The organism is Corynebacterium aurimucosum ATCC 700975 (genome assembly GCF_000022905.1).
Lineage (GTDB): Bacteria > Actinomycetota > Actinomycetes > Mycobacteriales > Mycobacteriaceae > Corynebacterium > Corynebacterium aurimucosum_F.
The window spans coordinates 391,496-415,607 of sequence record NC_012590.1; the positions used below are offsets into that span (position 1 = coordinate 391,496).

Consider the following 24,112-nt stretch of genomic DNA (forward strand, 5'->3'; position numbering starts at 1 on the left):
CAGTCCCGTGGAGATAGCGGCTCGGATCGCTAGGCGTCGATATCGTCCGGCACCCAGTCGCGGCCGTCTGCGTCGAGGTAGACATTGCGTGCTAGCGGAATCTGGTGGGAGGCAGATTCCAATATATGCATGAAGTAACCGGCGGTGTTAGGGATGGCGAGGGTATCGCCCACCGCAATGCCCTCGGGGAAATCGAGTTCGCGGCGCAGGATGACTTCATCTTCGATGCAGTAGGCGCCCACCACGAACCCGGTGCGTGGTTCGCGATCCACCGCACCACGCTCTCCGGCAGTGGGGACGAGGAGCGGGTCGAGCAAGATATCATCCGCTGCAGTACGGCACTGGGTGCGGTTCATAGCTGCGCCGATGAGGGGCAGGCCGTCGGATCGCTCTTTGAGGAAGCTGACCTCGGCGAGGATGATGCCGCAGCCATCGAGCAGGCTGCGCCCCGGCTCCAAGTGAAGAGAAATATTCCGCTCGCTCAAGGCACGGCCGGCGGGGCCAAACCCGGCCACCTCACCAGAAAGCAGGTGGTTCAACCATTCGCCGCGGGTGGGCGTCTGCCAGAAAGGGTAGGTATTTGAGAGCGGGTCGGACTTCCACGTAAAAGGCTCACCGGTGCCGGCGCGCTGAGCTGCGATGCGCTCTTGGAAATACTCCCATTGCTCGCGGGATTCGAGGTAGCTCATGGGAACACCACCGCCGATATCGATGAAGGAAGCAGGCTGGCCAACTAAGCGGAGGTGCTCGATGAGGGCGATGGCCTCCGCGAGTGCGGTGCGGCGGTCCGATTCGCTATAACCATGCAGGTGTACGTGAACGCCGTCAGCGTGAATGGTTTCGGGCCAGGCATGGCTTTGCCATGCGTGAAGGAGCTCACCGAAGCGCGTCGGCGGAAGGTTATCCGGGTTGGGGGCAAGGCGCGGTGCGACGTGCGCGGTGTGGTTGAGGGCCTTGGCAAGGGCAGCGATGCGCTCGGCTTCCGCTCGCGAATCGCAAGAAATGGTGACTCCGCGGTCAATAGCTAGGCGCAGCAACGCGTCGGTCTTAATAGCCGCGCTGAGGATAATCCGCTCGGGCGCGACTCCACGGTTGAGCACTTGGCGCAGCTCATTTTCACTGGCCACGTCCACGCCCAGACCAGCCTCGCGGGCGGCGTCGACGAAGCACAAGGCTTTATTGGCCTTACGCGCGAAAAATACCTGTGTGTCTACGCCATGAGAGGCGCCGGCATCGAGGAGCTCTTGGGCGTTACGGCCCAGCGGTGCGGGGTGGAGCACATTAACGGGCGAGCCATACTCGGAGGTGAGGCGGGAGACTTGCTGCGGGTCAGCCACCAATTCTGACATCCATTCTTCCCACCGGGCGCGCAGCGCAACGGTGCCATGAACTGGTAACGGGGTGGTGTGGTTGGTCATGGGTTTCCTACTTTCTCTGCCCAGCGGGGGATGTCATCGTGCACGGAACGGTTCAACGAGTCATGGCCAGGAAGCTCAAGCTCATTCATGCGGCCGATTTCCACGACGCCGGGGACATCGTGGAAAGGGGAGGGGGTGGCTTGGGGAGCTACGGTGGCATCGATAAGCAGGTCAATGCCACCCTGCTCGCGCCAGTGGTCTATCTGGTCCGGGGCGGCGAGGTAGCGGGTATCTACCACGCCGGTGTGGATGAGCTCGAGCAGGCGCCGCGCGGTGACCGGTGGTGGCCCAAAGGCCACGCGCTCGAGGGTGCGCGAGAGCTCACGGAACCCGGGCATGGGGCCATGGGCCTTATGCCAGTCCACGCATTCTTGAAAGAGCCCCCGAAACGCGGTGCCCACAGCCGCCGCCGGGGTAAGGGGCCCTGTGCCCTCAGCGGCGCGGAGGGAGGCGTCCAGCTCCGCGACGGCATCGCCGGAAAAGTCGTGGCCGTCGAGCACTGCAGCGAGGTCCCCGGTGGAAAACTCACCCAGCGATCCGGCGGCCGCCAGGAGAACGTCGCGCAATTCATCGGCATCTATCACGTCAGCACAGGCGCGCCTCACGTCGTTCGGAATCTCAGGCTGGGGCGCACTCGGAGCGGGCTTGACCTCCATGAAACGCCCGCTGCGGTTCACCGGGAAGATGACCTCGGCGGTATCGCCGTACAGCAGGCAGACATCGATGAAGCTCAAGGCAGCACCGCGCACCCCAATCCGTCGCGGGCCACTGGGCAAATCGGCGCCGAAGTAGAGTCCGGTGACCGGAACGCGGGAAGGCTCGTGGACTAAGGCACCGGGGTGGAGGTGATCGTGGCCGGTGCAGACGAGGAGTTCGTCGAAGGGCGAGCCATCGACGATGAACCCGCCGTCAGCGGCAGACACCGAACGTACACGCTGGGGTAGGTGTCGAATGCGCACGTGCTGCGGGGCGCGGTACAGGGCAGCAGCCCACGTATCGGCCAGGAATTGCCCCACCTGCGCGCGCGGAGGGAAGGCATCGGTGGTGGATTCCCCGCGGCGGGTACACCAAGCGTTGAAGCTATCGTGTGCGGTGGTGACGATGGCGCAATTGACGTTAAGGCGCCACTGCGGCGGCTGCTGCGGGCGATACACCGCGCCGGCGCCAGCGGGGTAGGGATCAAAGACGGTGATATCCACGGGGACGCGGGCGCGCTCGATGAGCTCTTCTACGGCCCACAGCCCGCGTGGGCCGCCGCCGATGATGGCGATGCGGCGGGAAGGTTCCTGCGGGCTCACTCTGAATCCCCTTCGACGCGCGCGGCGAGCTCGGCAGGAGAAATATCGAAGTGCTCGCAGACCCAGGAATCGTTGTAGATGGTATCGAGGTAAGGCTGGCCACCGTCGTGGAGTACGGCCACGACCTCCGCACCGGCCGGAAGGGTAGGCGCGAGACGCTGGAATGCCGCGATGACCGCGCCGCCGGAGGCCCCAGGCAGAAGGCCTTCGGCCTGAGCGAGGCGACGGGCTGCCACAATGGCATCCAGATCAGGCACACGCTCTACTGAGGACGGCGAGAATTTGGTGGATAGATCGGTGACAATGCCAGCACCATAGCCTGGCAGTATGCGGGTGCCGCGCTGGCCCCCAAACAGCACGGAGCCTTCGGCATCGACACCGATGGTTTCCGTATCAGCGCCAAGCTCAGTGAGCTTGCGCACGCAGCCGCCGAGAGTGCCGGTGGTGCTCATAGCGACGAGCAAGTGGGTGGGCGCCTGTCCGAGCTGGTCCATGATTTCCGTCATCGTGCCTTCGGCGTGGGCGTAAAAGGCGGCCTCGTTGGAGTACTGGTTGAGATTGAAAGAATCGGGGATCTCTTCTAGAAGCTCGGCCACGCGGGTGCGGCGGGCGGTGAGCCAATCGCCGGTTTCCGGGTCCGGGTGATCCAGTAATTCTACGCGGGCGCCGTAGGCCCGCATCGTGGCCACGGTGGAGGAATTGACGCGCGGATCGACCACGCAGTGGAATTTCATACCCGCAAGTGAGGTCTGGCGGGCCAGCGCCATGCCAAGGTTGCCCGAGGAAGACTCCACCAGGGTGCATCCGGGGCCTATGTCGCCGGCGTCAAGCGCGGCTTGGATGAGTGCGCGTGCGGTGCGCTCCTTGGCGGATCCGCCCACGTTGAATTGCTCTAGCTTGAGGTAGAGATGCACATCCGGTCGGGGGCAAATGGCCTCCACGCGCATCAGCGGGGTATGGCCAATAGGTGGTTGGGCCTGAGAATGAATCCGTGGGCTGATCATTAGCCCCATGGTAGACCTCTGTCTGTAGCTTTTCTCGCCCGCTTAGTCTTTGATCTCCGCATAGGCATCGAGGGCAGTTTGGCGCGATTCCTTGTTAACGGCGTCAAGGCCTCCGCTCGCTTGCGAGCGGAGGCCCTTTCCCGTTTCTAGTGCTGGATTTGTGCAGGGGAATGACACTTTTCTCACTGACAGGCAATTGGCAGGTTGATGGTATGGCATTACAAGGAACGTGCCGCATACTAATCCTTGTGCGTTTGAGAGAGGCGCATGAGAGATAGAGAGAACACCCTGAGTCTTGCAGGGCGGGCGGCGTGAGAAACCGCCTGATAAACAAGACCCCTTACAACGCGGGTTCCGGATTTAACTGGGACCCGCGTTGTGCTGTGTGCGCCCAAGCCAGGTGCTCCCTGCCTTGGATTCGGGACATGGGCTTAAGCGGGGATGCATCAGGCCTGGGGCAAAACGCGGGCGCTGGATGTAGATGGTTCTAGTCATAAGGTTTTCTTGGGGGCAAACAAACCATCTGGGGGAGTGAAGATGGTTCGTTTGGGGGCAAGTGAACCTTCTGACTGAAACCTCTTGACAGGAACCTTCTGACGGGAACCATGTGGAAGCGTACCGAGACCCACTGCCGGTTAAAGTATTAGATGCGTGCGAAGGAACTAAGGTCGCGGCTTGCCTTTCATCCAGTACACGGACCAGATGACGTCTTCGCGCGGCACGCACCAGTCATGCACGGCTATCGAGCGCACTGCTTTGGCCAGGTCCCCTTCGCCGGATACCCACACCGAATCAGGCGCTGTATCCGCGGAGAAACGGGAACCAAGAAGCTGAACGGCGCGTGCGCTGTGTTCCTCGTGCGGGGCAGTGACCATGGTGAGCGAGTGAACCTTGCTACGCCACTTCTTTTCAAAGCCGTCTTCAATCTCGGCGTCATCCGCAATCATGGCAACGACGTCGACGCCGCTCAAGGTTTCCGGTGAGAAGGCTTCGTAGTGCTCCAGGATGTGCCATAGCGCTGGGAGAGCGGAGGCGTCCGCCAGTAATAGCTGTGACTTCTTAGGGGCCTGCCACCGTGCTTGCCCGGTATAGATTCCGGCGGTGTCTCCGGGTTGGGCCTTGAGGATCCACCGCGAGCCCGGGCCATTATCGCCATGGGTCACCACATCGACATCGATGGTGCAGGTTTTATGGTTGAGCCTGCGAATTGTGTACCACCGCAATGCCGGGCGTATGTCGTCGGGCACTCCAGTGACGGCGGCGCGCACATTGGCATCCTCAACTGGGAAGGGCGAAAACTCCTGCCCGTCCTGGGGCATGAGGAGGCCAAAATACTCATCAGGCCCGGCTAGGGGGTAGGAGCCGAAGGCAGGCGAGTGAAAAGTAAGGCGGTGCAGCCGCGGCTTGAGGCGGGTATTCCCCGTGAGGGTGACGGGTAATAAGCGGTGGTGCGTCAAGGGAATTGTTCCTAGGTATGAGGGAAATTTGAATCCATCATAGAGTAGAGGCTAGGCTAGCCTCAAATAAATTAGGAGTGCGAATGCTTATGTGCTCGCCCCCGTCGAAGGAAAGGTTTATTCCATGTTTGCTATCCACCGGCGCGTGAAAGCTGTGGTCGCGATTGTCTCGGCGGCAGCGATTGCTCTGACGGGGTGCTCGCGCGGAAGCGGCGAGGACAACGCGGGTGCGGGCAGCGCTGAGGAGGTGCGGGTTGCCAGCCTGGGGCTGGGTGACGCCGATACCGTGCTGGCGCTCGGAATCACTCCGGTTGCCGTGGCGCCGTGGGGTTCGCAAGGCGACGGCGATGGCTCAGGCGTTGGCCCATGGGCGAAGGAGCTTTTGGGAGATGCGAAGCCCGAGGTCATCTATAACACCGCTTCCGGTTTCACGGCCGAGGTTCTTGAACAGGTCACGGCCTCGGATCCCACGCAGATCATCGCCGTGAACCAGGCAGTGGACCAGGAGGCAAAGAAATCCCTCGAGGATATCGCCCCGCTGACCGTGAAGCCAGAAAGTTTCGAGGACTGGCAGATCCCCTGGGAGGAGCAAGTCAAGACCATCGCCGCTGCCGTGGATAAGGAAGAGGAGGGGGAGAAGCTTATTGACCAATCGGAGGAGGCCTTTGAGCAGTTCAGGGACTCCCACCCGGAGCTGCAGGGCAAGCGAGCAGCCATCGTCATGCCCTATGACGGGAAGCTAGGCCTCTACACAGCAGACGACGGCCGCGGCCAGTTCATTGAGAACCTGGGCTTTGAGATCCCGCAGGAACTGCAGGGCGATGGTTCCAGCTTCTTCGTGGACTACGCACCGGAAAACTACTCCCAACTCAACGACGTGGACTACCTGTTCGTCTTGGATTACAACGGTGCGGCCGATGAGCTGAAGAAGGATTCCACGTTCCAAGGCCTAGATGTGGTCAAGGATGGTCGTGTGCGCTACCTGGACACGGACACCGGTAATGCGATGAGCATGCCGAACCCGCTGACGATCCCGTGGGCCGTCGATAAGTTCGAAGAGAAGCTCTAAGTGCTCGCATTACCGAGGAAGGCTGAGGCTATCCACGGTGCTGCGGGTACACGCCACAGTGGTGAGGCAGCCGCATTGGATTCGAGGGGGAGAAGCCGCGCACTGCTCACCACGGCACTAGTGGTGTCGACCCTCCTCCTTCTGCTGTGCTCACTGGTGGTGGGCTCTAGGGCTATTCCGTTGCCTGATCTGTTTTCTGCGCTCCTCCGTGGAGGCGAAGCGGATATCGAGAATATCGTGTGGGATTTGCGTATCCCCCGCACGTTCGTGGCCTACTTCGCGGGAGCGGCCATCGCGGTATCGGGTGTTATCGCTCAGTCCTGGACTAGAAACCCCTTGGCCGATCCGGGCTTCATTGGTATTACTGCGGGAGCTTCGTTCCTGGTTGCCCTCGGGACGGCGCTAGGTGTCGCCACCTCTACCGGGATGCGGACCGCGCTCGCCCTCATCGGTGCCGGCATGGCCACAGCATTAGTGCTGGGTGTATCCCGGCGGTTCCAGGATCCCCTGACTCTGGTCCTAGTCGGCGCAGGAGTTGCTGCTGCCTTGAGTTCTGGCGCCATGCTGATCGGCCTGTACTCCACGGATGTCCTAGACAGCATGCGCCGGTGGACCATCGGCTCCACGTTTGGGCGCGGCCCAGAGGATGTCGCCATCGCAGGTGCCGGATTGCTCGTCGGGTTTATCATCGCCGCACGTGTGGCGCGCCCGCTCGATCTGCTGGCAATGGGGGAGGAATCCTCGGTTGCTCTAGGTGGTTCTCCCACGCTGGCGCGGCGCGGCGCTGCCTTGAGCATCGTTGTTCTAGCGGGATGCGCAACTGCAGCGACGGGGCCCATTGCCTTCGTCGGATTCGCCATCCCTCATCTGCTGCGCCGGTTCACGGGGCCAGAAGTTACCGCGATGATTGTCCCAGCCGCATTGCTCGGTGGTTGCTCCGTACTTGCTGCGGATATTCTCGGCCGCCTCATCGCGGGCCCCTCTGAGTTGGAGATGTCCATCGTCTTGGCCTTTGTGGGCGCACCATTTCTCATCTGGGCCGTACACCGTGGGGAGCACAAGCTATGAGTGGGCGGGTGAAGGGGGACGTCGTCAAGCAACTGCGTTCCCAGGAACGGCAGCGCCGGGCATGGATATGGGCGGCGACCTGCTTCTTTGTTCTGGTCGCAGCAAGCTCCTATGTTCTCCTGCTGGGCCAAGGACCCGTGGACTTGAGCCCGGGGCGAGTCCTAGAGATCCTCAACGGCGGCGGAAGCCGAAGCGAAATCCGCGTTGTCTGGGACCTGCGCATGCCGGTGGCGATAGCGACCCTCGTCGTGGGAGCCGCACTCGGCTTGGCGGGGTCGTGGACGCAATCCATGTCGCGCAATCCGCTGGCCTCGCCTGACATTCTTGGCGTGACTGGTGGCGCGTCCGTCATGGTGGTCCTCGGAACGGTATTCTCCCGGCCGTTGCTTGCCGACGGACTCTCCATGTTCTGGTGGCGGGCAGGGCTCGCGCTGCTGGGCGCGGTGCTAGCGGCCATCCTGCTGGTGGCGCTCGGGGGAATCGGCACGAGCAACCGCATCGTCATCGTCGGAATCGCGCTCTCCCTGCTGTTCCAAGCACTGGTGGCGTATCTCTTGCGCGCAGCCGAGCTCCTCCGCGCGGCGCAATCCCAGCTGTGGCTGGCGGGAACCACGGGTTTTGTGCGGATGGAGGTCATTGTTCCACTGCTCGTAGGGTTGACTCCTTTCGTGGTGCTTGGCCTGTGGTGTGCTCGGGAGCTGCCGCTCCTTGCACACGATGATCTCTCGGCCCTTTCCCTCGGGGTTAACATCACGCGAACACGCGCGCTGCTGCTGGTCGCAGCTACGGGCATCTGCGCCGTGACCGTATCCGTGGCCGGTCCCATTGGTTTCATCGCGCTTCTGGCCCCGCATGTGGGGCGCATCGTTGCCCGCACACCCACGCCTGTGCCGCTGGTTTCGTGTGCTGCTGGCGCTGCCTTGTTGAGCGCGTGCGCTGTCATTGCTGGAGCGTTGCCGATGGACGCTCCGGTGGGTGCCGTCTCCTCCATCATTGGAGGATGCGCCCTGGTCATCTTGGTGTGGAATGCCGCACGGCGGAGAGGATAAGAGCTAGTGAAAGACAGAGAAATTACGGCCACCGGTATTCATGCCGGCTATAAGGACGGGGAAGACATCCTGTCGGGTGTTGACTTGGTGGCACGCCCGGGCGAAATCACCACGCTTATCGGGCCTAATGGCTGCGGCAAATCCACGTTGTTGAAGACCTTGTCTAAGATTCTTCGCCCGCGGCAGGGGAGCGTGCACATCGGCGAGTTGGACGTGCACGCCATGAGCCCGAAGGAAGCAGCTGCCCACGTGGCGCTCCTTCCGCAGCAGCCGACGGCGCCGGATGGGCTGCGGGTGGGAGAGCTCGTCGCACGGGGCCGATACCCGCACCTGGGCCGCGGTCGGGGCCTATCCGCGAAGGACCGCGACATCATCGCGCAGGCCTGCGTGGAGACTGGCATTACGGACTTCATCGACTGTGACATCGCGGCGCTCTCGGGCGGCCAGCGCCAGCGGGTCTGGCTCGCGCTGGCCTTGGCGCAGGACACGCCAGTGCTGCTTCTTGACGAACCCACAACCTTCCTTGATCCGGCCCATGCCATCAGCGTTTTGCAGCTTGTGCGCAAGCAAGCCGATGCAGGGAAAACGGTCGTCGTCGTGTTGCACGATCTCATGCTGGCCGGGCAGTACTCCGACACCATGGTGGTCATGAATGGCGGCGAGGTCATCGCGCAGGGAACACCCCGCCAGGCGTTGCGGAAAGACGTGCTGGCAGCCGCCTATGGCATCGACGCTGAGATCTGGGACGACCCGCGCAGCGACGCCCCCGTCATCGTTCCGCGTGGGGTGCTCAGCGACTAACAACGCTAATCCAGGAACCCGAGTCGACAGCTCCCGCAGGAGCGATTTGGAGTTGTGGCAGGTCGGGTTGTAAAGTACCTAGCGAAGTTTGAACGGCCCGCTGCGGTCGAGTCAAAGTTCACCGAAGACCGTCGGTCATCCGGATACCCGGATCGAAGGTTCCTCATCCTAGAGGGCGGCCCACGCAGGAGACACTTTGCGAATGAGCGCGGATTTCCGCGCGCGCCCTGTGCTCTTGCACGGGGCTTTTGTTATTTCGGTTGTCCATCGGGCAAGCGGAGTAGGGAAGGCCCCGGCGGAAAACACAAGAGATGTTTCGAAAGGAGGCGAAGTAGAAAATGGCAAACCCGAAGAACACCGCAGACCTGGCGGCACTGAAGGAGAAGCTCGAGGGTGCAAACTCCATCGTGCTTACCGAGTACCGTGGCCTGACCGTGGGTCAGCTCCAGGAGCTGCGTAACAACCTCGGCTTTGACGTTGAGTACTCCGTCGCCAAGAACACCCTTTTCAAGATCGCTGCCAACGAAGCTGGCATCGAGGGTCTTGACGAGCACCTGACCGGCCCGACCGCTATTGCGTTCATCAAGGGTGAGGCAGTGGATGCTGCGAAGGTCATCACCAAGTTTGCTGATGACAACAAGGCACTCGTTATCAAGGGTGGCTACATGGACGGCAACGCTCTGTCTGCCGACCAGGTTGAGGCCATCGCCAAGCTGGACAACCGCGAGACCACCCTCGCAAAGCTGGCTGGCGCCATGAAGGGTTCTATGGCAAAGGCTGCCGCCGTATTCAACGCTCCTGCAACCAAGATGGTCCGCACCGCTGCGGCCCTGCAGGACAAGAAGGCTGCGGAAGCTTAAGACGCCAATTACAGGCGCACAACTTAAACACACACACTTATCTGGCGGCCTAGCGCGGCCAGGAACAATGAGAAAGGATGCCAATCATGGCTAAGCTCACCAAGGACGAGCTCATTGAAGCTTTCAAGGAAATGACCCTCATCGAGCTCTCCGAGTTCGTCAAGGAGTTCGAGGAGGTCTTCGACGTTGAGGCCGCTGCTCCGGTTGCTGCTGTTGCTGCTGGTGCCCCGGCTGCCGGCGGTGCCGCTGAGGAAGAGAAGACCGAGTTCGACGTCGTTCTGACCGACGCTGGCGCTAAGAAGATCGGCGTTATTAAGGCTGTCCGCGAGATCGTCTCCGGCCTGGGCCTGAAGGAAGCTAAGGAGCTCGTTGAGGGTGCTCCGAAGGCTATCCTCGAGGGTGCTTCCAAGGACGACGCTGAGGCTGCTAAGGCTAAGCTCGAAGAGGCTGGCGCTTCCGTCGAGCTCAAGTAATTCACCTGAATTACTCAGCTTTCCCGCGCAGCACACTCGCTGCGCACCAACAACCTCGTTCCGCTTTGCGCGGTGCGGGGTTGTTCCCGTTTTGTTGGGTCCGGCCCCGGATTCTAAGGATTGCGTGTCAGGTCTTGACACTAGGGTCAAAGGGAGACACTATTGGGGTGTGCAATTTCGGCGTAGAAGTCTCGAGCGGTTCCATCAGGATGGTGTGCCGCCGCGATATATTCCATCGGAATTGCGCTCGGTAGTGCGCCGCAAGTTACTTATGATTGGGCGGTCTGTAAATGTCACGGACCTTCGGATTCCACCAGCAAACCGGTTGGAGCGGCTCAAGGGTGACCTTGAGGGCTACTACTCAATTCGCGTCAACTCGCAGTGGCGCATCATATTCAAGTGGACACCCGAAGGAGCTGTTGACGTTGACTTTATCGACTACCACTGACGCGCATACTCATGTTGATGTTGTTCCCGTTCCGCATCCTGGAGAAGTCCTTCTCCTAGAATTCCTCAAACCCTGCGGTATCACCCAGTATCGCCTGGCCAACGACATTGGCACTACTCGTTCCCAAGTTTCCAAAATCACTCGCGGTGCGCTCGGTATCAGTGCCGATATGGCTTTGCGTTTGTCGGCCTACTTTGGGAATTCCGCGGAGTTCTGGCTCGGGCTCCAAGAGGAATACGATCTGTGGAAAGCTCGCCAGACTACGGATGTCAGCGCCATCGTCCCGTGGAATCACAAAGAAGAAGCCGACTCTCACTCATAGAAAAAGATAACTTGCGCTCAATGCGAGGTAAGGGTCGCCCCGCAGCGCCCCATAAATCTGAAACGCACCCTCCAGGGAAATGTGTTTTGAACAAACGAATCGGTAGGATAAGCCACCATGCTGCCCAAGTCCCGCATCTTCTCCGTCCTCCTGCTCGGCCTCGGCGTTGCGCTGATCGCGGCCGGCCTGACGGCGTCGAGCTTCTTGAGCTTTAGCCCGCGCCTACCGCTGGATATTGAGAACACCACGTGGACGATGCAGGATGAGAACGCCACCGCGCAGGCGCTGTCCGCGGAGGGTGTTACGCAGTACGAGGGGCCGATGACCTATCAGCTCAACATGGATATCCAGGATCCGGCGGATAAGGACACCGCAACGCTGCGGGTGGGGGAGTCCGCCATCCGCGGCGGCACGGGCAACGTAGAGGACTTAAGCTTTGCCCGCGTGTGGAACTATCCCGTCGATCGCCTCAGTGGTGAGGCCACAGGTCCGGCAGCACTCTCCCACACCATGGGCTCGCCCACGGCGGAGGTCCCGGTTGAGGGCTACTGGCTGAAGCTGCCCGCCGATGCCGAACAGACCACCTACCCGGTCTTTGACCCGGTGCTGCGCAAGGCGGCCGACGCTGTCTTCGAGGAATCCCTCGACATCGACGGCCGTACGGTCTACCGCTACCATCAGGAGATCGAGCCCACCAACGTGGCTACCCTCTACGCCGGCAGCACGACCACCACGCTGAGCAACGAGGATGGCTCCACCGAGCAGGGCTACCTCTTCCACGCTGCAACGCGGGACCTCTTTGTAGATCAGGCCACCGGACTCGTCGTGGGCATGGACATTGACGTGCGGGACTACTGGGCTGACCGTGAGGGCAACGAGCGCGAGGTGCAGTTCGCGTTTCAAGGTGCTACCGACGAAGAATCCCGCGCGGAGTTGCTCCAGCAAGCTGAGCGCTTCCCGCGCAGTGCTGTGGGGCAGTGGGTGCGCTGGGGCGGCGTCGGAATCGGCGCACTTCTGGTGTTGCTCGGGGCGTTGGGCGCTTTCCGTCGTCCCGCCAGCCGACACGCCCGCTAGCCGCGCGTGCTAGAGGCCCGCGCGTGCAGATCTACGGAGCGACACGCCAATAGCGAGTTTCGCCTTTACAAGGCTGCCGTTATGCTATAGGCTATTTCGTTGCGCTGGAATCTGGATCTTTAGTGCACATTTAGCCTTTCGAGCGGTGATGGTAAAACCGACTTGACAAGGTGATTTTGTGCATTCTAAACCCAGTCATTCCACAGCAGACCGAATGCTAAATCTACCAGCGGTTTTGCACCTCACCGGCCAGGGTGGGGCCGCAATCCGCCAGAGGTACTGGAAGGACCCATCTTGGCAGTCTCCCGCCAGACCAAGTCAGTGGCCAACATCCCTGGAGCCCCGAAGCGATACTCCTTCGCTAAAATCAGCGAGCCTATCGCCGTCCCGGGCCTCCTCGATCTACAACTCGATTCTTACGCGTGGCTCATCGGCACCCCCGAGTGGCGCGAGCGCGAGCAGGCAGAGCGCGGCGAAGACGCACGCGTGACGAGCGGCCTTGAGGATATCCTCGAGGAGCTTTCTCCGATCCAGGATTACTCGGGCAACATGTCCCTGTCCCTGTCGGAGCCTCGCTTCGAGCCGGTGAAGAACACCGTGGACGAGTGCAAAGAGAAGGACATCAACTACTCGGCGCCACTGTACGTCACCGCAGAATTCATCAATAACGACACCCAGGAGATTAAGTCCCAGACCGTCTTCATCGGCGATTTCCCGATGATGACCGAGAAGGGCACCTTCATCGTCAACGGCACCGAGCGCGTTATCGTTTCGCAGCTCGTGCGTTCCCCGGGTGTCTACTTCGACCAGACCATCGACAAGTCCACCGAGCGCCCTCTGCACTCCGTGAAGGTCATTCCTTCCCGCGGTGCATGGTTGGAGTTTGACGTCGACAAGCGCGACACCGTCGGCGTTCGTATCGACCGCAAGCGCCGCCAGCCGGTGACCGTGCTGCTCAAGGCCCTGGGTTGGACCGAGGAGCAGATTAAGGAGCGCTTCGGTTTCTCCGAGCTCATGATGTCCACCCTCGAGTCCGATGGCGTGGCCAACACCGATGAGGCTCTGCTGGAGATTTACCGCAAGCAGCGCCCGGGCGAGCAGCCCACGCGTGACCTCGCGCAGGCACTGCTGGATAACTCCTTCTTCCGCGCCAAGCGCTATGACCTGGCCAAGGTGGGCCGCTACAAGGTCAACCGCAAGCTCGGCCTGGGCGGAGACCACGACGGTCTGATGACCCTGACCGAGGAAGACATCGCCGTCACCCTCGAGTACCTCGTGCGCCTGCACGCCGGCGAGCGTGAGATGAAGGCCCCGAACGGTGAGATGATTTCCATCCACACCGACGACATTGACCACTTTGGTAACCGTCGTCTGCGCACCGTCGGCGAGCTCATCCAGAACCAGGTCCGCGTGGGCCTGTCCCGCATGGAGCGCGTCGTCCGCGAGCGCATGACCACCCAGGATGCAGAGTCGATTACCCCGACCTCCCTGATTAACGTTCGCCCGGTTTCTGCTGCCATCCGCGAGTTCTTCGGTACCTCCCAGCTCTCGCAGTTCATGGACCAGAACAACTCCCTGTCCGGCCTGACTCACAAGCGCCGCCTGTCTGCGCTGGGCCCGGGCGGTCTGTCCCGTGAGCGCGCCGGCATTGAGGTGCGAGACGTTCACGCTTCGCACTACGGCCGCATGTGCCCGATTGAGACCCCGGAAGGCCCGAACATTGGCCTGATCGGCTCGCTGGCTTCCTACGCTCGCGTGAACGCTTTCGGCTTCATCGAGACCCCGTACCGCAAGGTTGTGGACGGCAAGGTCACCGACCAGGTGGAGTACCTCACCGCCGATGAAGAGGATCGCTTCGCTATCGCGCAGGCCGAGGTTGAGAAGGATGCCGACGGCACCCTGACCGGCGACCGCATCGAAGTCCGCCTCAAGGATGGCGATATCGGTGTGACCGACGCCTCCGGCGTGGACTACGTCGACGTGTCCCCGCGCCAGATGGTCTCCGTGGCAACCGCCATGATTCCGTTCCTCGAGCACGACGATGCTAACCGTGCCCTCATGGGTGCGAACATGCAGCGCCAGGCCGTGCCGCTGGTGCGCTCCGAGGCCCCGTACGTGGGCACCGGTATGGAGCAGCGCGCTGCCTACGATGCTGGTGACCTCATCATCACCCCGAAGGCGGGCGTGGTGGAGAACGTCACCGCGGACCTCATCACCATCATGGATGACGAGGGCCAGCGCGATACCTACATGCTGCGCAAGTTCGAGCGCACCAACCAGAACACCAACTACAACCAGACCCCGCTGGTGTCCCTGGGCGAGCGCGTCGAGGCGGGCCAGGTGCTTGCCGACGGCCCCGGTACCCACAACGGTGAGATGTCCCTCGGCCGCAACCTGCTGGTTGCCTTCATGCCGTGGGAAGGCCACAACTACGAGGACGCCATCATCCTTAACCAGCGCATCGTGGAGGAGGACATCCTCACCTCGATCCACATCGAGGAGCACGAGATCGATGCTCGCGATACCAAGCTGGGCCCGGAGGAGATCACCCGCGAGATCCCGAACGTCTCCGATGACGTTCTGCGTGACCTCGACGAGCGCGGCATCGTCCGCATCGGTGCCGACGTCCGCGCGGGCGACATCCTCGTCGGTAAGGTAACCCCGAAGGGCGAGACCGAGCTGACCCCGGAGGAGCGCCTGCTGCGCGCCATCTTCGGTGAGAAGGCCCGCGAGGTGCGCGATACCTCCATGAAGGTGCCGCACGGTGAGACCGGTAAGGTCATCGGCGTTTCCCGCTTCTCCCGCGAGGATGACGACGATCTGGCCCCGGGCGTCAACGAAATGATCCGCGTCTACGTGGCTCAGAAGCGCAAGATCCAGGACGGCGATAAGCTCGCCGGTCGCCACGGCAACAAGGGCGTTGTGGGCAAGATTCTCCCGCCGGAGGATATGCCGTTCATGGAGGATGGCACCCCGGTGGACATCATCCTGAACACCCACGGTGTGCCGCGTCGTATGAACATCGGCCAGGTTCTCGAGGTTCACCTCGGCTGGCTGGCACACGCAGGTTGGAAGATCGACACCGAGGACCCGGCCAACGCCGAGCTGCTCAAGACCCTGCCGGAAGAGCTTTACGACGTCCCGCCAGAGTCTCTCACCGCAACCCCAGTCTTTGACGGTGCCACCAACGAGGAGATCTCTCGCCTGTTGGCTTCCTCCAAGCCGAACCGCGATGGTGACGTCATGGTGGATGAGCACGGCAAGGCCCGCCTCTTCGACGGCCGCTCCGGTGAGCCGTACATGTACCCGGTTTCCGTCGGCTACATGTACATGCTCAAGCTGCACCACCTCGTCGACGAGAAGATTCACGCCCGCTCCACCGGTCCGTACTCCATGATTACCCAGCAGCCGCTGGGTGGTAAGGCGCAGTTCGGTGGCCAGCGCTTCGGTGAGATGGAGGTGTGGGCAATGCAGGCATACGGCGCTGCCTACACCCTGCAGGAGCTGTTGACCATCAAGTCCGATGACGTGGTCGGCCGCGTCAAGGTCTACGAGGCCATTGTCAAGGGTGACAACATCCCGGATCCGGGCATCCCGGAGTCCTTCAAGGTCCTCCTCAAGGAGTTGCAGTCCCTCTGCCTGAACGTGGAGGTTCTCTCCACCGACGGCACCCCGATGGAACTGTCCGGCTCCGACGATGATGACATGGACGGCGCTCCGTCCCTGGGCATTAACCTGTCCCGCGACGAGCGCTCCGACGCAGACATCGCCTAGCTTCTTGGTCCGCCGCCTCAGCTGCGGCGGGCATAACGAAACACCACCTACATACAAAGCCATCAACTTCCCCCTGACGGGGGATGAAAGGGAGACATTACGTGTTTGACGTAAATCTCTTCGACGAGCTCCGCATCGGGCTGGCCACCGCAGAGGACATCCGTCGCTGGTCCAAGGGCGAGGTCAAGAAACCCGAAACCATTAACTACCGCACCCTGAAGCCGGAGAAGGACGGCCTTTTCTGTGAGCGCATCTTCGGCCCGACCCGTGACTGGGAGTGCGCCTGCGGTAAGTACAAGCGCGTGCGCTACAAGGGCATCATCTGTGAGCGCTGTGGCGTCGAGGTGACCAAGTCCAAGGTGCGCCGTGAGCGCATGGGCCACATCGAGCTGGCCGCGCCGGTTACCCACATCTGGTACTTCAAGGGCGTTCCTTCCCGCCTGGGCTACCTGCTGGACCTAGCTCCGAAGGACCTTGAGCGCATCATTTACTTCGCCGCCAACATCATCACCTCCGTGGACGAGGAAGCTCGCCACAATGACCAGTCCACTCTGGAAGCAGAAATGCTGCTGGAGAAGAAGGACGTGGAGGATGACGTCGAGGCAGAGATCGCTGAGCGCGCTGCCAAGCTCGAGCAGGATCTGGCCGAGCTGGAGGCCGCCGGCGCTAAGGCCGACGCCCGCCGCAAGGTCCAGAACGCTGCCGACAAGGAGATGCAGCACATCCGCGAGCGCGGTGAGCGTGAGGTCGCTCGCCTCGATGAAATCTGGAACACCTTCATCAAGCTGGCTCCGAAGCAGATGATCATCGATGAGACCATCTACGAAGAGCTGGTTGACCGCTACGAGGATTACTTCACCGGCGGCATGGGTGCAGAGGCTATTCAGACCCTCATCCGCAACTTCGACCTCGAGGCTGAGGCCGAGGAGCTCAAGGAGATCATCAACAACGGCAAGGGCCAGAAGAAGATGCGTGCCCTCAAGCGCCTGAAGGTTGTTGCAGCCTTCCTGCGCTCGGGCAACGACCCGGCCGGCATGGTCCTGGATGCTATCCCGGTGATTCCGCCGGAGCTGCGCCCGATGGTGCAGCTGGACGGTGGCCGCTTCGCCACCTCCGACCTCAACGACCTCTACCGTCGCGTGATCAACCGCAACAACCGCCTCAAGCGCATGATCGACCTCGGCGCTCCCGAGATCATCGTGAACAACGAGAAGCGCATGCTGCAGGAGTCCGTTGACGCGCTCTTCGACAACGGCCGCCGCGGCCGTCCAGTCACCGGCCCGGGTAACCGCCCGCTGAAGTCCCTGTCTGACCTGCTCAAGGGTAAGCAGGGCCGCTTCCGCCAGAACCTGCTGGGTAAGCGCGTGGACTACTCCGGCCGTTCCGTGATTATCGTTGGTCCGCAGCTCAAGCTGCACGAGTGTGGTCTGCCGAAGCTCATGGCTCTGGAGCTGTTCAAGCCCTTCGTCATGAAGCGTCTGGTAGAGAACGACTACGCGCAGAACATCAAGTCCGCTAAGCGCATGGTGGAGCGCCAGCGCCCTGAGGTGTGGGACGTCCTCGAAGAGGCCATTTCCGAGCACCCGGTGATGCTGAACCGTGCACCTACCCTGCACCGCCTGGGTATCCAGGCCTTCGAGCCGAAGCTCGTCGAAGGTAAGGCCATCCAGCTGCATCCGCTGGCTTGTGAGGCTTTCAACGCTGACTTCGACGGTGACCAGATGGCAGTCCACCTGCCGCTGTCCGCCGAGGCACAGGCTGAGGCCCGCGTGCTGATGCTGGCTTCCAACAACATTCTGTCTCCGGCCTCCGGTAAGCCGCTGGCTATGCCGCGCCTGGATATGGTTACCGGCCTGTACTACCTCACCATGGATAAGGGTGAGGACGAGATCGGTGGCGAGGGCCGTTACCAGCCCGCCACCGAGGACCGTCCGGAGCAGGGCGTGTACTCCTCTTACGCGGAGGCCATCATGGCCCGTGACCGCGGCGTTCTGGGCCTGCAGGCCCCGATCAAGGTGCGCATCTCTCACCTGCGTCCGCCGTCAGACATCGAGGCAGAGCAGTTCCCGGATGGTTGGCAGAAGGGTCAGGCATGGCTCGCTGAGACCACCCTGGGCCGCATCATGTTCAATGACCTGCTGCCGTGGAACTACCCGTACCTTGAGGGCGTCATGGTCCGTAAGGGCGGCGCTGGCAACAAGATGCTGCTGGGCGACGTCATTAATGACCTCGCTGCCAAGTACCCGATGATCACCGTTGCCCAGGTTCTGGACAAGATGAAGGACGCGGGCTTCTACTGGGCCACCCGTTCCGGCGTGACCATCACCATGCACGACGTTCTGGTTCTGCCGAACAAGACCGAGGTTCTCGAGTCTTATGAGAAGGAAGCAGAGCGCATCGAGCGCAAGTACTGGGAGCAGGGTGCCCTGACCGAGCGCGAGCGCTACGACCGCCTGGTGGAGCTGTGGAAGGATGCCACGGACACCGTGGGTAACGCCGTAGAAGAGATGTACCCCGACGACAACCCGATTCCGATGATCGTGAAGTCCGGTGCTGCCGGTAACATGCGTCAGATCTGGACCCTGGCCGGCATGAAGGGCATGGTTGTGAACTCCAAGGGTGACTACATCACCCGTCCGATTAAGACCTCCTTCCGCGAGGGCCTGTCGGTTCTGGAGTACTTCAACAACTCGCACGGTTCCCGTAAGGGTCTGGCGGATACCGCTCTGCGTACCGCTGACTCCGGCTACCTCACCCGTCGTCTGGTGGACGTGGCGCAGGACGTCATCGTCCGCGAGGAGGACTGTGGCACCCGCCAGGGCGTGCGCGTCCCGCTCGGCATCGAGGTTGCCCCTGGCTCCTACGACCTGCACGAGCTGTGGGAGACCTCCGCCTCCGGCCGCGTCGTGGCTAACGACGTCAAGGATGAAAACGGCGAGGTCATCGCTGAGGCAGGCACCGACCTGACTGAGGAACTCAGCCGCACGATCGTCAACGCTGGTGTGCTGGAAATCAAGGTCCGCTCCGTGCTGACCTGCCAGACCCCGGCCGGTGTCTGTGCCAAGTGCTACGGCAAGTCCATGGCCTCCGGCCAGCTGGTCGATATCGGCGAGGCCGTCGGCATCGTGGCCGCGCAGTCCATTGGTGAGCCGGGTACCCAGCTGACGATGCGTACCTTCCACCAGGGTGGTGTCGGTGGCGATATTACCGGTGGTCTGCCGCGTGTTCAGGAGCTCTTCGAGGCCCGTAACCCGAAGAACCGTGCGCCTATCGCCTCTGTCGACGGCACCGTCTCCCTATCCGATGAGGGCAACTTCTGGACGCTGACCATCACCCCTGATGATGGCTCCGACAACGTCGTTTATGAGAAGCTGTCGAAGCGCCAGGGCCTGGCTCAGGTTCGCCGCCCGATGGAGTCCAACCCGGATGCGATGATTGAGCGCTCCCTGCGCGACGGTGACCACGTCAGCACCGGTGATCGCCTCATGCGTGGTGCACCTGACCCGCACGACGTGCTGGAGGTCCTCGGCCGCCGTGGTGTGGAAAAGCACCTCATCGACGAGGTCCAGGCTGTCTACCGTGCACAGGGTGTGGCCATCCACGACAAGCACATCGAGATCATCATCCGCCAGATGCTGCGTCGCGGTACCGTCATCGACGCTGGTACCACCGACCTGCTGCCGGGCAACCTCATTGACCTCTCTGAGGCCAAGCAGGTTAACGCCGCACAGGTCGCTGAGGGAGGCCAGCCGGCTCAGCTGCGCAGCGAGATCATGGGTATTACCAAGGCCTCGCTGGCTACGGAGTCCTGGCTGTCGGCGGCCTCCTTCCAGGAGACCACGCGTGTGCTTACCGACGCCGCTATTAACAAGCGCTCGGATCAGCTCATTGGTCTGAAGGAGAACGTCATCATCGGTAAGCTGATCCCAGCCGGTACCGGTATTTCCCGTTACCGCAACATCAGCGTTAAGCCGACTGAGGCTGCACGCAACGCTGCGTACTCCATCCCGACCTACGGTGATTCCATCTACGGCGACGACGGCTTCGGTGAGTTCACCGGCGCCTCCGTCCCGCTGGAGGAGGACTACACGTTCTAGGACCTAGTCCTTAGCCCTTGAACACCAAAGGGAAACCAAAAAGCCCGCACTTCACGCACCACACACTGGTGGGGAAGAGGTGCGGGTCTTTTTGGTATCCGGGATTATTTGGCTTTGCTTAGAATAGCGCCAACGGCATAGCCAACAACAGCGTTACTAGACCAGCCTCAATCGACCCCGTACTCCAATCAAGAAGGGCCGTAACCATGACCCAGTCCAACAAGAAAGTCCACGATTCGACTTCATCCTCGCGCGCGACTGCCGAAAGCAGTAAGGCATGGACAGGGGTTGACGCCCTTGTTGTCATGGGTTTCTCCCTCATGGGCGCATTGCTGCTGTGGGGCAAAGCAGCGATTTTTCAACGAGTGGCAGAGGGGGAGGATATGCCCCTCAGTTGGGAGAATCTGATGGTTCTACTCTCTGCCTTATGGGTGCTGCAGTTTATGGGTGCTCTGTGCGCGGCCTTGACCACCCGCAAGCCGGGTGCGGCCTTCGTGGGCTATGTCATGACCGTTATTTTGTGCCGTGCGTTGGTTGGGAGCTTTGATCAGTTGGGGTGGTCAACAATCATCGCGACGGGCTTGGCCATGGAAGCGGCCTTTTTCGCCTTCAAATACACGCGCTTCACTATTCTCAGCGGGGCACTCGCTGGCGCTGCTGCTGTGCTAGTCACTGGAATCGCCACCTTCGTCACCCGCGACCTCGCTCCCGGTGATGCCGCGATTCAGTTCCGCGCCGAAGTCATTCAATTCCTCGTTACCGTCGTGACCGTGGCGCCGGTGTCCTACCTACTAGCCATGACGGTGCGGTCGGCGTTCTATAAACTTTAAAGTGAGGTCTCGATGGTCATCATCTTCACAAAAGAAGATTGGTACGTTCGGTAGGCCGCTAGCTGGTGGCATGGCTGATAGCGATGCCGATTTGGAGCGCTTTGGTGGCGACCACCAGCAGGCTGCTGGCTCTGTAGCGTTGATTGATGCTGGTGCTCTGGCTATGGGGCTTAGTGTTGATGCTTGTGCTCTGGGTGCAGGTGTCTCTAAGTAATCAAAGTACAGGGACGGGTGTCGTCCGCGAACACCACCCTGGGGGGTGCGTTAACCTCCTACCCGACTTGAGAGTTGATGAAGTGAGACTTTGCAGTCAAGCTTTTTCGGCTGGTACTGTTTGAAAGTTCATTTCTAGATAGTGCTTGTTCGATAATTCCGAAACACTATTTGTTAATGCCCATCTTTTTGGTCTCTACCGAAGTTTCTCCTTTCCTTAAGCTGTACGAGTGGAGGCTCATGGCCGCTGCCTTGTTGAAGCCGGTGTGCACGTACCCCGTCGCGTAGGTCAGAGGACGCGACGGGGTACATTCGTTTTCTCCTGAACTAGCGGCTCGCTTCTTTTGTCTAAAGCAGAGGTAGATGTGCTCTCGTGAGGTCCTTCTTGCTAAGCTGACAGTGCTTTTTGAGCGTGCTTAGCTGGTGCTCTTTTGGCGCTGGCGGCTTCCAATTACACATCGTCACGGGTGCTTCCTTGTTTGCCTTGATTGCGCTTAACCCGATTCCATTTCTTTTGTCTTATTGGGTTGTGCATGGATTGGCTGGGGAGGCTGAGATGCCGCTGAGTAGCGGCGAACCGTCGAACCTGATCCGGATAATGCCGGCGAAAGGGAGGGATCATGAACTCTGTATCTCATGGTGGATTTGTTAATAGCGGCGAAACTGCGAATGGTGTTGCTTCACGCAGTTTGAATTGGCGCGTCGTTGACATCGTGGTGGCGTCCGTGCTGGGTGTGGCGTGCGGAATTGTGTTCCTGGCATGGAACACGGTGGGATACGCCTGGTTTCAGGCTATGGACGCGCTCACACCGGGCTTGGGTGGTATTGCTACTGGTATTTGGCTGCTGGGTGGTGTTGTCGGTGGCCTGATTATCCGCAAGCCGGGTGCTGCACTTTATGTGGAGTTGCTGGCGGCCATCGTGTCGGCGGTGCTGGGCTCCCAGTGGGGGATTAGTACGTTGTACTCCGGTATTGCGCAGGGCATTGGTGTCGAGATTGTCTTGGCTATTTTCCTCTACCGCCGCTTTGGCTTGGGTATTGCGATGCTCGGTGGCATGGCTGCGGGCTGGGGTGCGTTTGTCCTGGAGCTGTTTACTTCCGGAAACCTGGGCAAGACTCTGCAGTTCAACATCATCTACCTGGTGACGCTGAGCATATCCGGTGCTGTGTTGGCGGGTGCCGTGGGCTATTTCGTGGTTAAGGCTCTTGCGAAGACTGGTGCGCTGGACCGCTTTGCGGTCGGCCGCGAACAACACAGTGCTTAAACGAGTATTGCTTGAGGCTATTTGCTCGTTGCTTGCTGCTTGTTTCGCGTTGTTTGTTGTTTGTGAATCTTTGACTGAGGTTGGTTGGCGTTGCTGACTGTGATGGCTGGTTCTGATGGCTGATGTGGGTAGTGCTGGGGCCACGAAGCTTGTGGCCCGTGGCTATGGCTGGACGCATGCAGGGAGGCGTGCGCCGGCGCTGGCGGATATTGATTTGGTTGTATCGCCGGGGGAGAAGGTGCTGCTGTGCGGTGATTCCGGTTCCGGGAAATCCACGCTGCTGGCAGCCATAGCGGGCGTGCTTGGTGGGGATGATGAAGGTACCCGTGTCGGGGAGATTCTTCTTGAAGATGCCTCTGGCCACGTGGAGCCACCCGGACGCACGATTCCGGTGGGGCTGGTCCTGCAGGATCCGGACTCGCAGGTGATTGCCGCGCGCGTGGGCGATGACGTGGCCTTTGGTTGTGAGAACTTGGCCTACCCACGCTCGGAGATTTGGCAGCGGGTGTCGGCGGCGCTATCGATGGTGGGGCCATCGGTGGACTTGTCATTTCCCACCGAGCAGCTCTCCGGTGGGCAGAAGCAACGCCTAGCCTTGGCTGGTGTCATCGCGATGGGGGCGGGCATGGTGCTGCTGGATGAGCCGACGGCGAACCTCGACCCGGAGGGTGCGCGTGAGGTCATCGAGGCCGTAACGACCATGGTGGAGCGCACGGGTGCAACCCTCATCGTTGTAGAGCACCAGCACGCGGCGTGGAAAGGCGTGCTCGACCGAGCTATTGAGCTGAAGGACGGGCGCATCGTCGCTGACGGTCCTTTAGACACTGTGGTAGCGTCGCGGTCTATTAGCGGTTTGCCGCGGGCGCGGGAGATCGGCGGGACGTCGCCAAGCAACACTGGGGCAGTACCGGAGACGGCGGCGCTGTGGAGTACGGACCTGGTCACCCGCTTCGGGCCGCCGCGTAGCTACGCCCTGCCGCGGGGGATGTCCACGGTGATTACTGGGCCAAATGGTGCGGGCAAGACCACGTGGCTGATGACGGTCGCAGGATTGCTTCCGGCAGTCTCCGGAGAGATTGGTGTGGCAGAGTACGTGCGCCGAGGGCTGAAAGGTTCGCCGCTGACGTGGAAGTCCCGGGAGTTGGCGGACCGCATTGGGTTCGTCTTCCAGAACCCGGAGCATCAGTTCGTCGCCCGCACAGTGGCAGAAGAGCTGCGCGTAGCACCCCGGGTTATGCACCGCGAGGTGCCGGAGGCGCGCATTGCGGAGCTCGTGGAGTCGCTGCGCCTGGGGCATCTGCTCAACGCCAATCCGTTTACTCTCTCCGGAGGGGAAAAGCGCAGGTTGTCCGTGGCCACGGCGTTGGTCACGGCGCCGGAGGTGCTGCTTCTTGATGAGCCGACTTTCGGCCAAGACCCCCATACCTTCACAGAGCTGGTGTGGTTATTGCGGCGCATGGCGGATGAGGGGACGACGATTGCTTCAGTCACCCACGATCCGCTGTTTATTTCCGCGTTGGGTGACCACCGCGTGGAGGTGAGCCGTGGCTAATTCGTCTTCGGTGAGCGTGAAGGGCGCTGGCCGTTTGGGC

19 protein-coding genes are annotated in these 24,112 nt (G+C 61.2%); 15 read left to right on the plus strand and 4 right to left on the minus strand.

The features are described from left to right. Nucleotides 1–29: 29 nt before the first annotated feature. The 4 genes from CAURI_RS01960 to CAURI_RS01975 all read right to left on the minus strand — a co-directional run bounded on the left by CAURI_RS01960 (nt 30) and on the right by CAURI_RS01975 (nt 5,177). Nucleotides 30–1,418 (minus strand): type III PLP-dependent enzyme domain-containing protein, encoded by a 1,389-nt coding sequence (locus CAURI_RS01960; RefSeq protein WP_010189721.1) that lies wholly within the window; start codon nt 1,416–1,418, stop codon nt 30–32. Next, entirely contained in the window at nt 1,415–2,716 is a 1,302-nt protein-coding gene (locus tag CAURI_RS01965) for an FAD/NAD(P)-binding protein (RefSeq protein WP_010189720.1), read from the minus strand. Before CAURI_RS01965 ends, CAURI_RS01960 begins: the two co-directional genes overlap by 4 nt. Next, the gene (locus tag CAURI_RS01970; protein WP_012714819.1) at nt 2,713–3,729 is read right to left on the minus strand and encodes a pyridoxal-phosphate dependent enzyme; all 1,017 of its coding nucleotides are present in this window, start codon (nt 3,727–3,729) and stop codon (nt 2,713–2,715) included. The genes CAURI_RS01965 and CAURI_RS01970 overlap by 4 nt, the downstream gene beginning before the upstream one ends. A 653-nt stretch (nt 3,730–4,382) precedes the next feature. Beyond that, the gene (locus CAURI_RS01975) at nt 4,383–5,177 is read right to left on the minus strand and encodes a siderophore-interacting protein (RefSeq protein WP_010189717.1); all 795 of its coding nucleotides are present in this window, start codon (nt 5,175–5,177) and stop codon (nt 4,383–4,385) included. Nucleotides 5,178–5,301: 124 nt separating this feature from the next. On the opposite strand from CAURI_RS01975, the gene CAURI_RS01980 reads away from it, so the two are divergent. The 15 genes from CAURI_RS01980 to CAURI_RS02040 all read left to right on the plus strand — a co-directional run bounded on the left by CAURI_RS01980 (nt 5,302) and on the right by CAURI_RS02040 (nt 24,072). Further along, nucleotides 5,302–6,246 (plus strand): ABC transporter substrate-binding protein, encoded by a 945-nt coding sequence (locus CAURI_RS01980; protein ID WP_012714820.1) that lies wholly within the window; start codon nt 5,302–5,304, stop codon nt 6,244–6,246. A 120-nt stretch (nt 6,247–6,366) separates the two neighbouring features. Next, nucleotides 6,367–7,314 (plus strand): FecCD family ABC transporter permease, encoded by a 948-nt coding sequence (locus CAURI_RS01985; protein WP_420805234.1) that lies wholly within the window; start codon nt 6,367–6,369, stop codon nt 7,312–7,314. Beyond that, complete coding sequence (locus tag CAURI_RS01990) at nt 7,311–8,363, plus strand: FecCD family ABC transporter permease (protein WP_012714822.1); 1,053 nt, start codon at nt 7,311–7,313, stop codon at nt 8,361–8,363. Before CAURI_RS01985 ends, CAURI_RS01990 begins: the two co-directional genes overlap by 4 nt. A 6-nt stretch (nt 8,364–8,369) precedes the next feature. Next, a complete protein-coding gene (locus CAURI_RS01995; protein WP_010189712.1) occupies nt 8,370–9,164 on the plus strand; it encodes an ABC transporter ATP-binding protein in 795 nt (264 codons plus the stop codon). 338 nt (nt 9,165–9,502) lie between these two features. Next, nucleotides 9,503–10,024, plus strand: coding sequence for a 50S ribosomal protein L10 (rplJ, locus tag CAURI_RS02000; RefSeq protein ID WP_010189711.1), 522 nt, complete (start codon nt 9,503–9,505; stop codon nt 10,022–10,024). A gap of 86 nt (nt 10,025–10,110) precedes the next feature. After that, entirely contained in the window at nt 10,111–10,497 is a 387-nt protein-coding gene (gene rplL, locus CAURI_RS02005; protein WP_010189710.1) for a 50S ribosomal protein L7/L12, read from the plus strand. A gap of 214 nt (nt 10,498–10,711) precedes the next feature. Further along, on the plus strand, nt 10,712–10,945 hold the full coding sequence (locus tag CAURI_RS14070) for a type II toxin-antitoxin system RelE/ParE family toxin (protein WP_231913979.1): 234 nt from the start codon (nt 10,712–10,714) through the stop codon (nt 10,943–10,945). Further along, a complete protein-coding gene (locus CAURI_RS02010) occupies nt 10,923–11,267 on the plus strand; it encodes a HigA family addiction module antitoxin (protein WP_186312136.1) in 345 nt (114 codons plus the stop codon). Before CAURI_RS14070 ends, CAURI_RS02010 begins: the two co-directional genes overlap by 23 nt. 117 nt (nt 11,268–11,384) lie before the next feature. Then, complete coding sequence (pgfA, locus tag CAURI_RS02015; protein WP_010189707.1) at nt 11,385–12,341, plus strand: cell envelope lipid trafficking protein PgfA; 957 nt, start codon at nt 11,385–11,387, stop codon at nt 12,339–12,341. Between the two features lie 294 nt (nt 12,342–12,635). Further along, nucleotides 12,636–16,115 carry a DNA-directed RNA polymerase subunit beta gene (rpoB, locus tag CAURI_RS02020; protein ID WP_010189706.1) on the plus strand — a complete coding sequence of 1,160 codons (3,480 nt, stop codon included), beginning with the start codon at nt 12,636–12,638 and terminating at the stop codon, nt 16,113–16,115. A 101-nt stretch (nt 16,116–16,216) separates the two neighbouring features. Then, nucleotides 16,217–20,212 carry a DNA-directed RNA polymerase subunit beta' gene (locus CAURI_RS02025; RefSeq protein ID WP_010189705.1) on the plus strand — a complete coding sequence of 1,332 codons (3,996 nt, stop codon included), beginning with the start codon at nt 16,217–16,219 and terminating at the stop codon, nt 20,210–20,212. Nucleotides 20,213–20,418: 206 nt separating this feature from the next. After that, nucleotides 20,419–21,042, plus strand: coding sequence for an ECF transporter S component (locus CAURI_RS02030; protein ID WP_010189703.1), 624 nt, complete (start codon nt 20,419–20,421; stop codon nt 21,040–21,042). A gap of 70 nt (nt 21,043–21,112) precedes the next feature. Beyond that, entirely contained in the window at nt 21,113–21,256 is a 144-nt protein-coding gene (locus CAURI_RS13755) for a hypothetical protein (protein ID WP_010189701.1), read from the plus strand. A gap of 619 nt (nt 21,257–21,875) precedes the next feature. Next, nucleotides 21,876–22,520, plus strand: a complete 645-nt coding sequence (locus tag CAURI_RS02035) for an ECF transporter S component (protein WP_012714825.1) — start codon at nt 21,876–21,878, stop codon at nt 22,518–22,520. Nucleotides 22,521–22,635: 115 nt separating this feature from the next. Beyond that, nucleotides 22,636–24,072 (plus strand): ABC transporter ATP-binding protein, encoded by a 1,437-nt coding sequence (locus CAURI_RS02040; RefSeq protein WP_010189699.1) that lies wholly within the window; start codon nt 22,636–22,638, stop codon nt 24,070–24,072. Nucleotides 24,073–24,112: the final 40 nt, after the last annotated feature.

Bases quoted from the DNA above. Each gene is read 5' to 3' on its own strand.
- CAURI_RS01960 (WP_010189721.1), bottom strand. From the start codon at position 1,418: ATGACCAACCACACCACCCCGTTACCAGTTCATGGCACCGTTGCGCTG.
- CAURI_RS01970 (WP_012714819.1), bottom strand. From the start codon at position 3,729: ATGGGGCTAATGATCAGCCCACGGATTCATTCTCAGGCCCAACCACCT.
- CAURI_RS01980 (WP_012714820.1), top strand. From the start codon at position 5,302: ATGTTTGCTATCCACCGGCGCGTGAAAGCTGTGGTCGCGATTGTCTCG.
- CAURI_RS01990 (WP_012714822.1), top strand. From the start codon at position 7,311: ATGAGTGGGCGGGTGAAGGGGGACGTCGTCAAGCAACTGCGTTCCCAG.
- rplJ (WP_010189711.1), top strand. From the start codon at position 9,503: ATGGCAAACCCGAAGAACACCGCAGACCTGGCGGCACTGAAGGAGAAG.
- rplL (WP_010189710.1), top strand. From the start codon at position 10,111: ATGGCTAAGCTCACCAAGGACGAGCTCATTGAAGCTTTCAAGGAAATG.
- pgfA (WP_010189707.1), top strand. From the start codon at position 11,385: ATGCTGCCCAAGTCCCGCATCTTCTCCGTCCTCCTGCTCGGCCTCGGC.
- CAURI_RS02030 (WP_010189703.1), top strand. From the start codon at position 20,419: ATGACCCAGTCCAACAAGAAAGTCCACGATTCGACTTCATCCTCGCGC.
- CAURI_RS13755 (WP_010189701.1), top strand. From the start codon at position 21,113: ATGGCTGATAGCGATGCCGATTTGGAGCGCTTTGGTGGCGACCACCAG.
- CAURI_RS02035 (WP_012714825.1), top strand. From the start codon at position 21,876: ATGAACTCTGTATCTCATGGTGGATTTGTTAATAGCGGCGAAACTGCG.
- CAURI_RS02040 (WP_010189699.1), top strand. From the start codon at position 22,636: ATGGCTGATGTGGGTAGTGCTGGGGCCACGAAGCTTGTGGCCCGTGGC.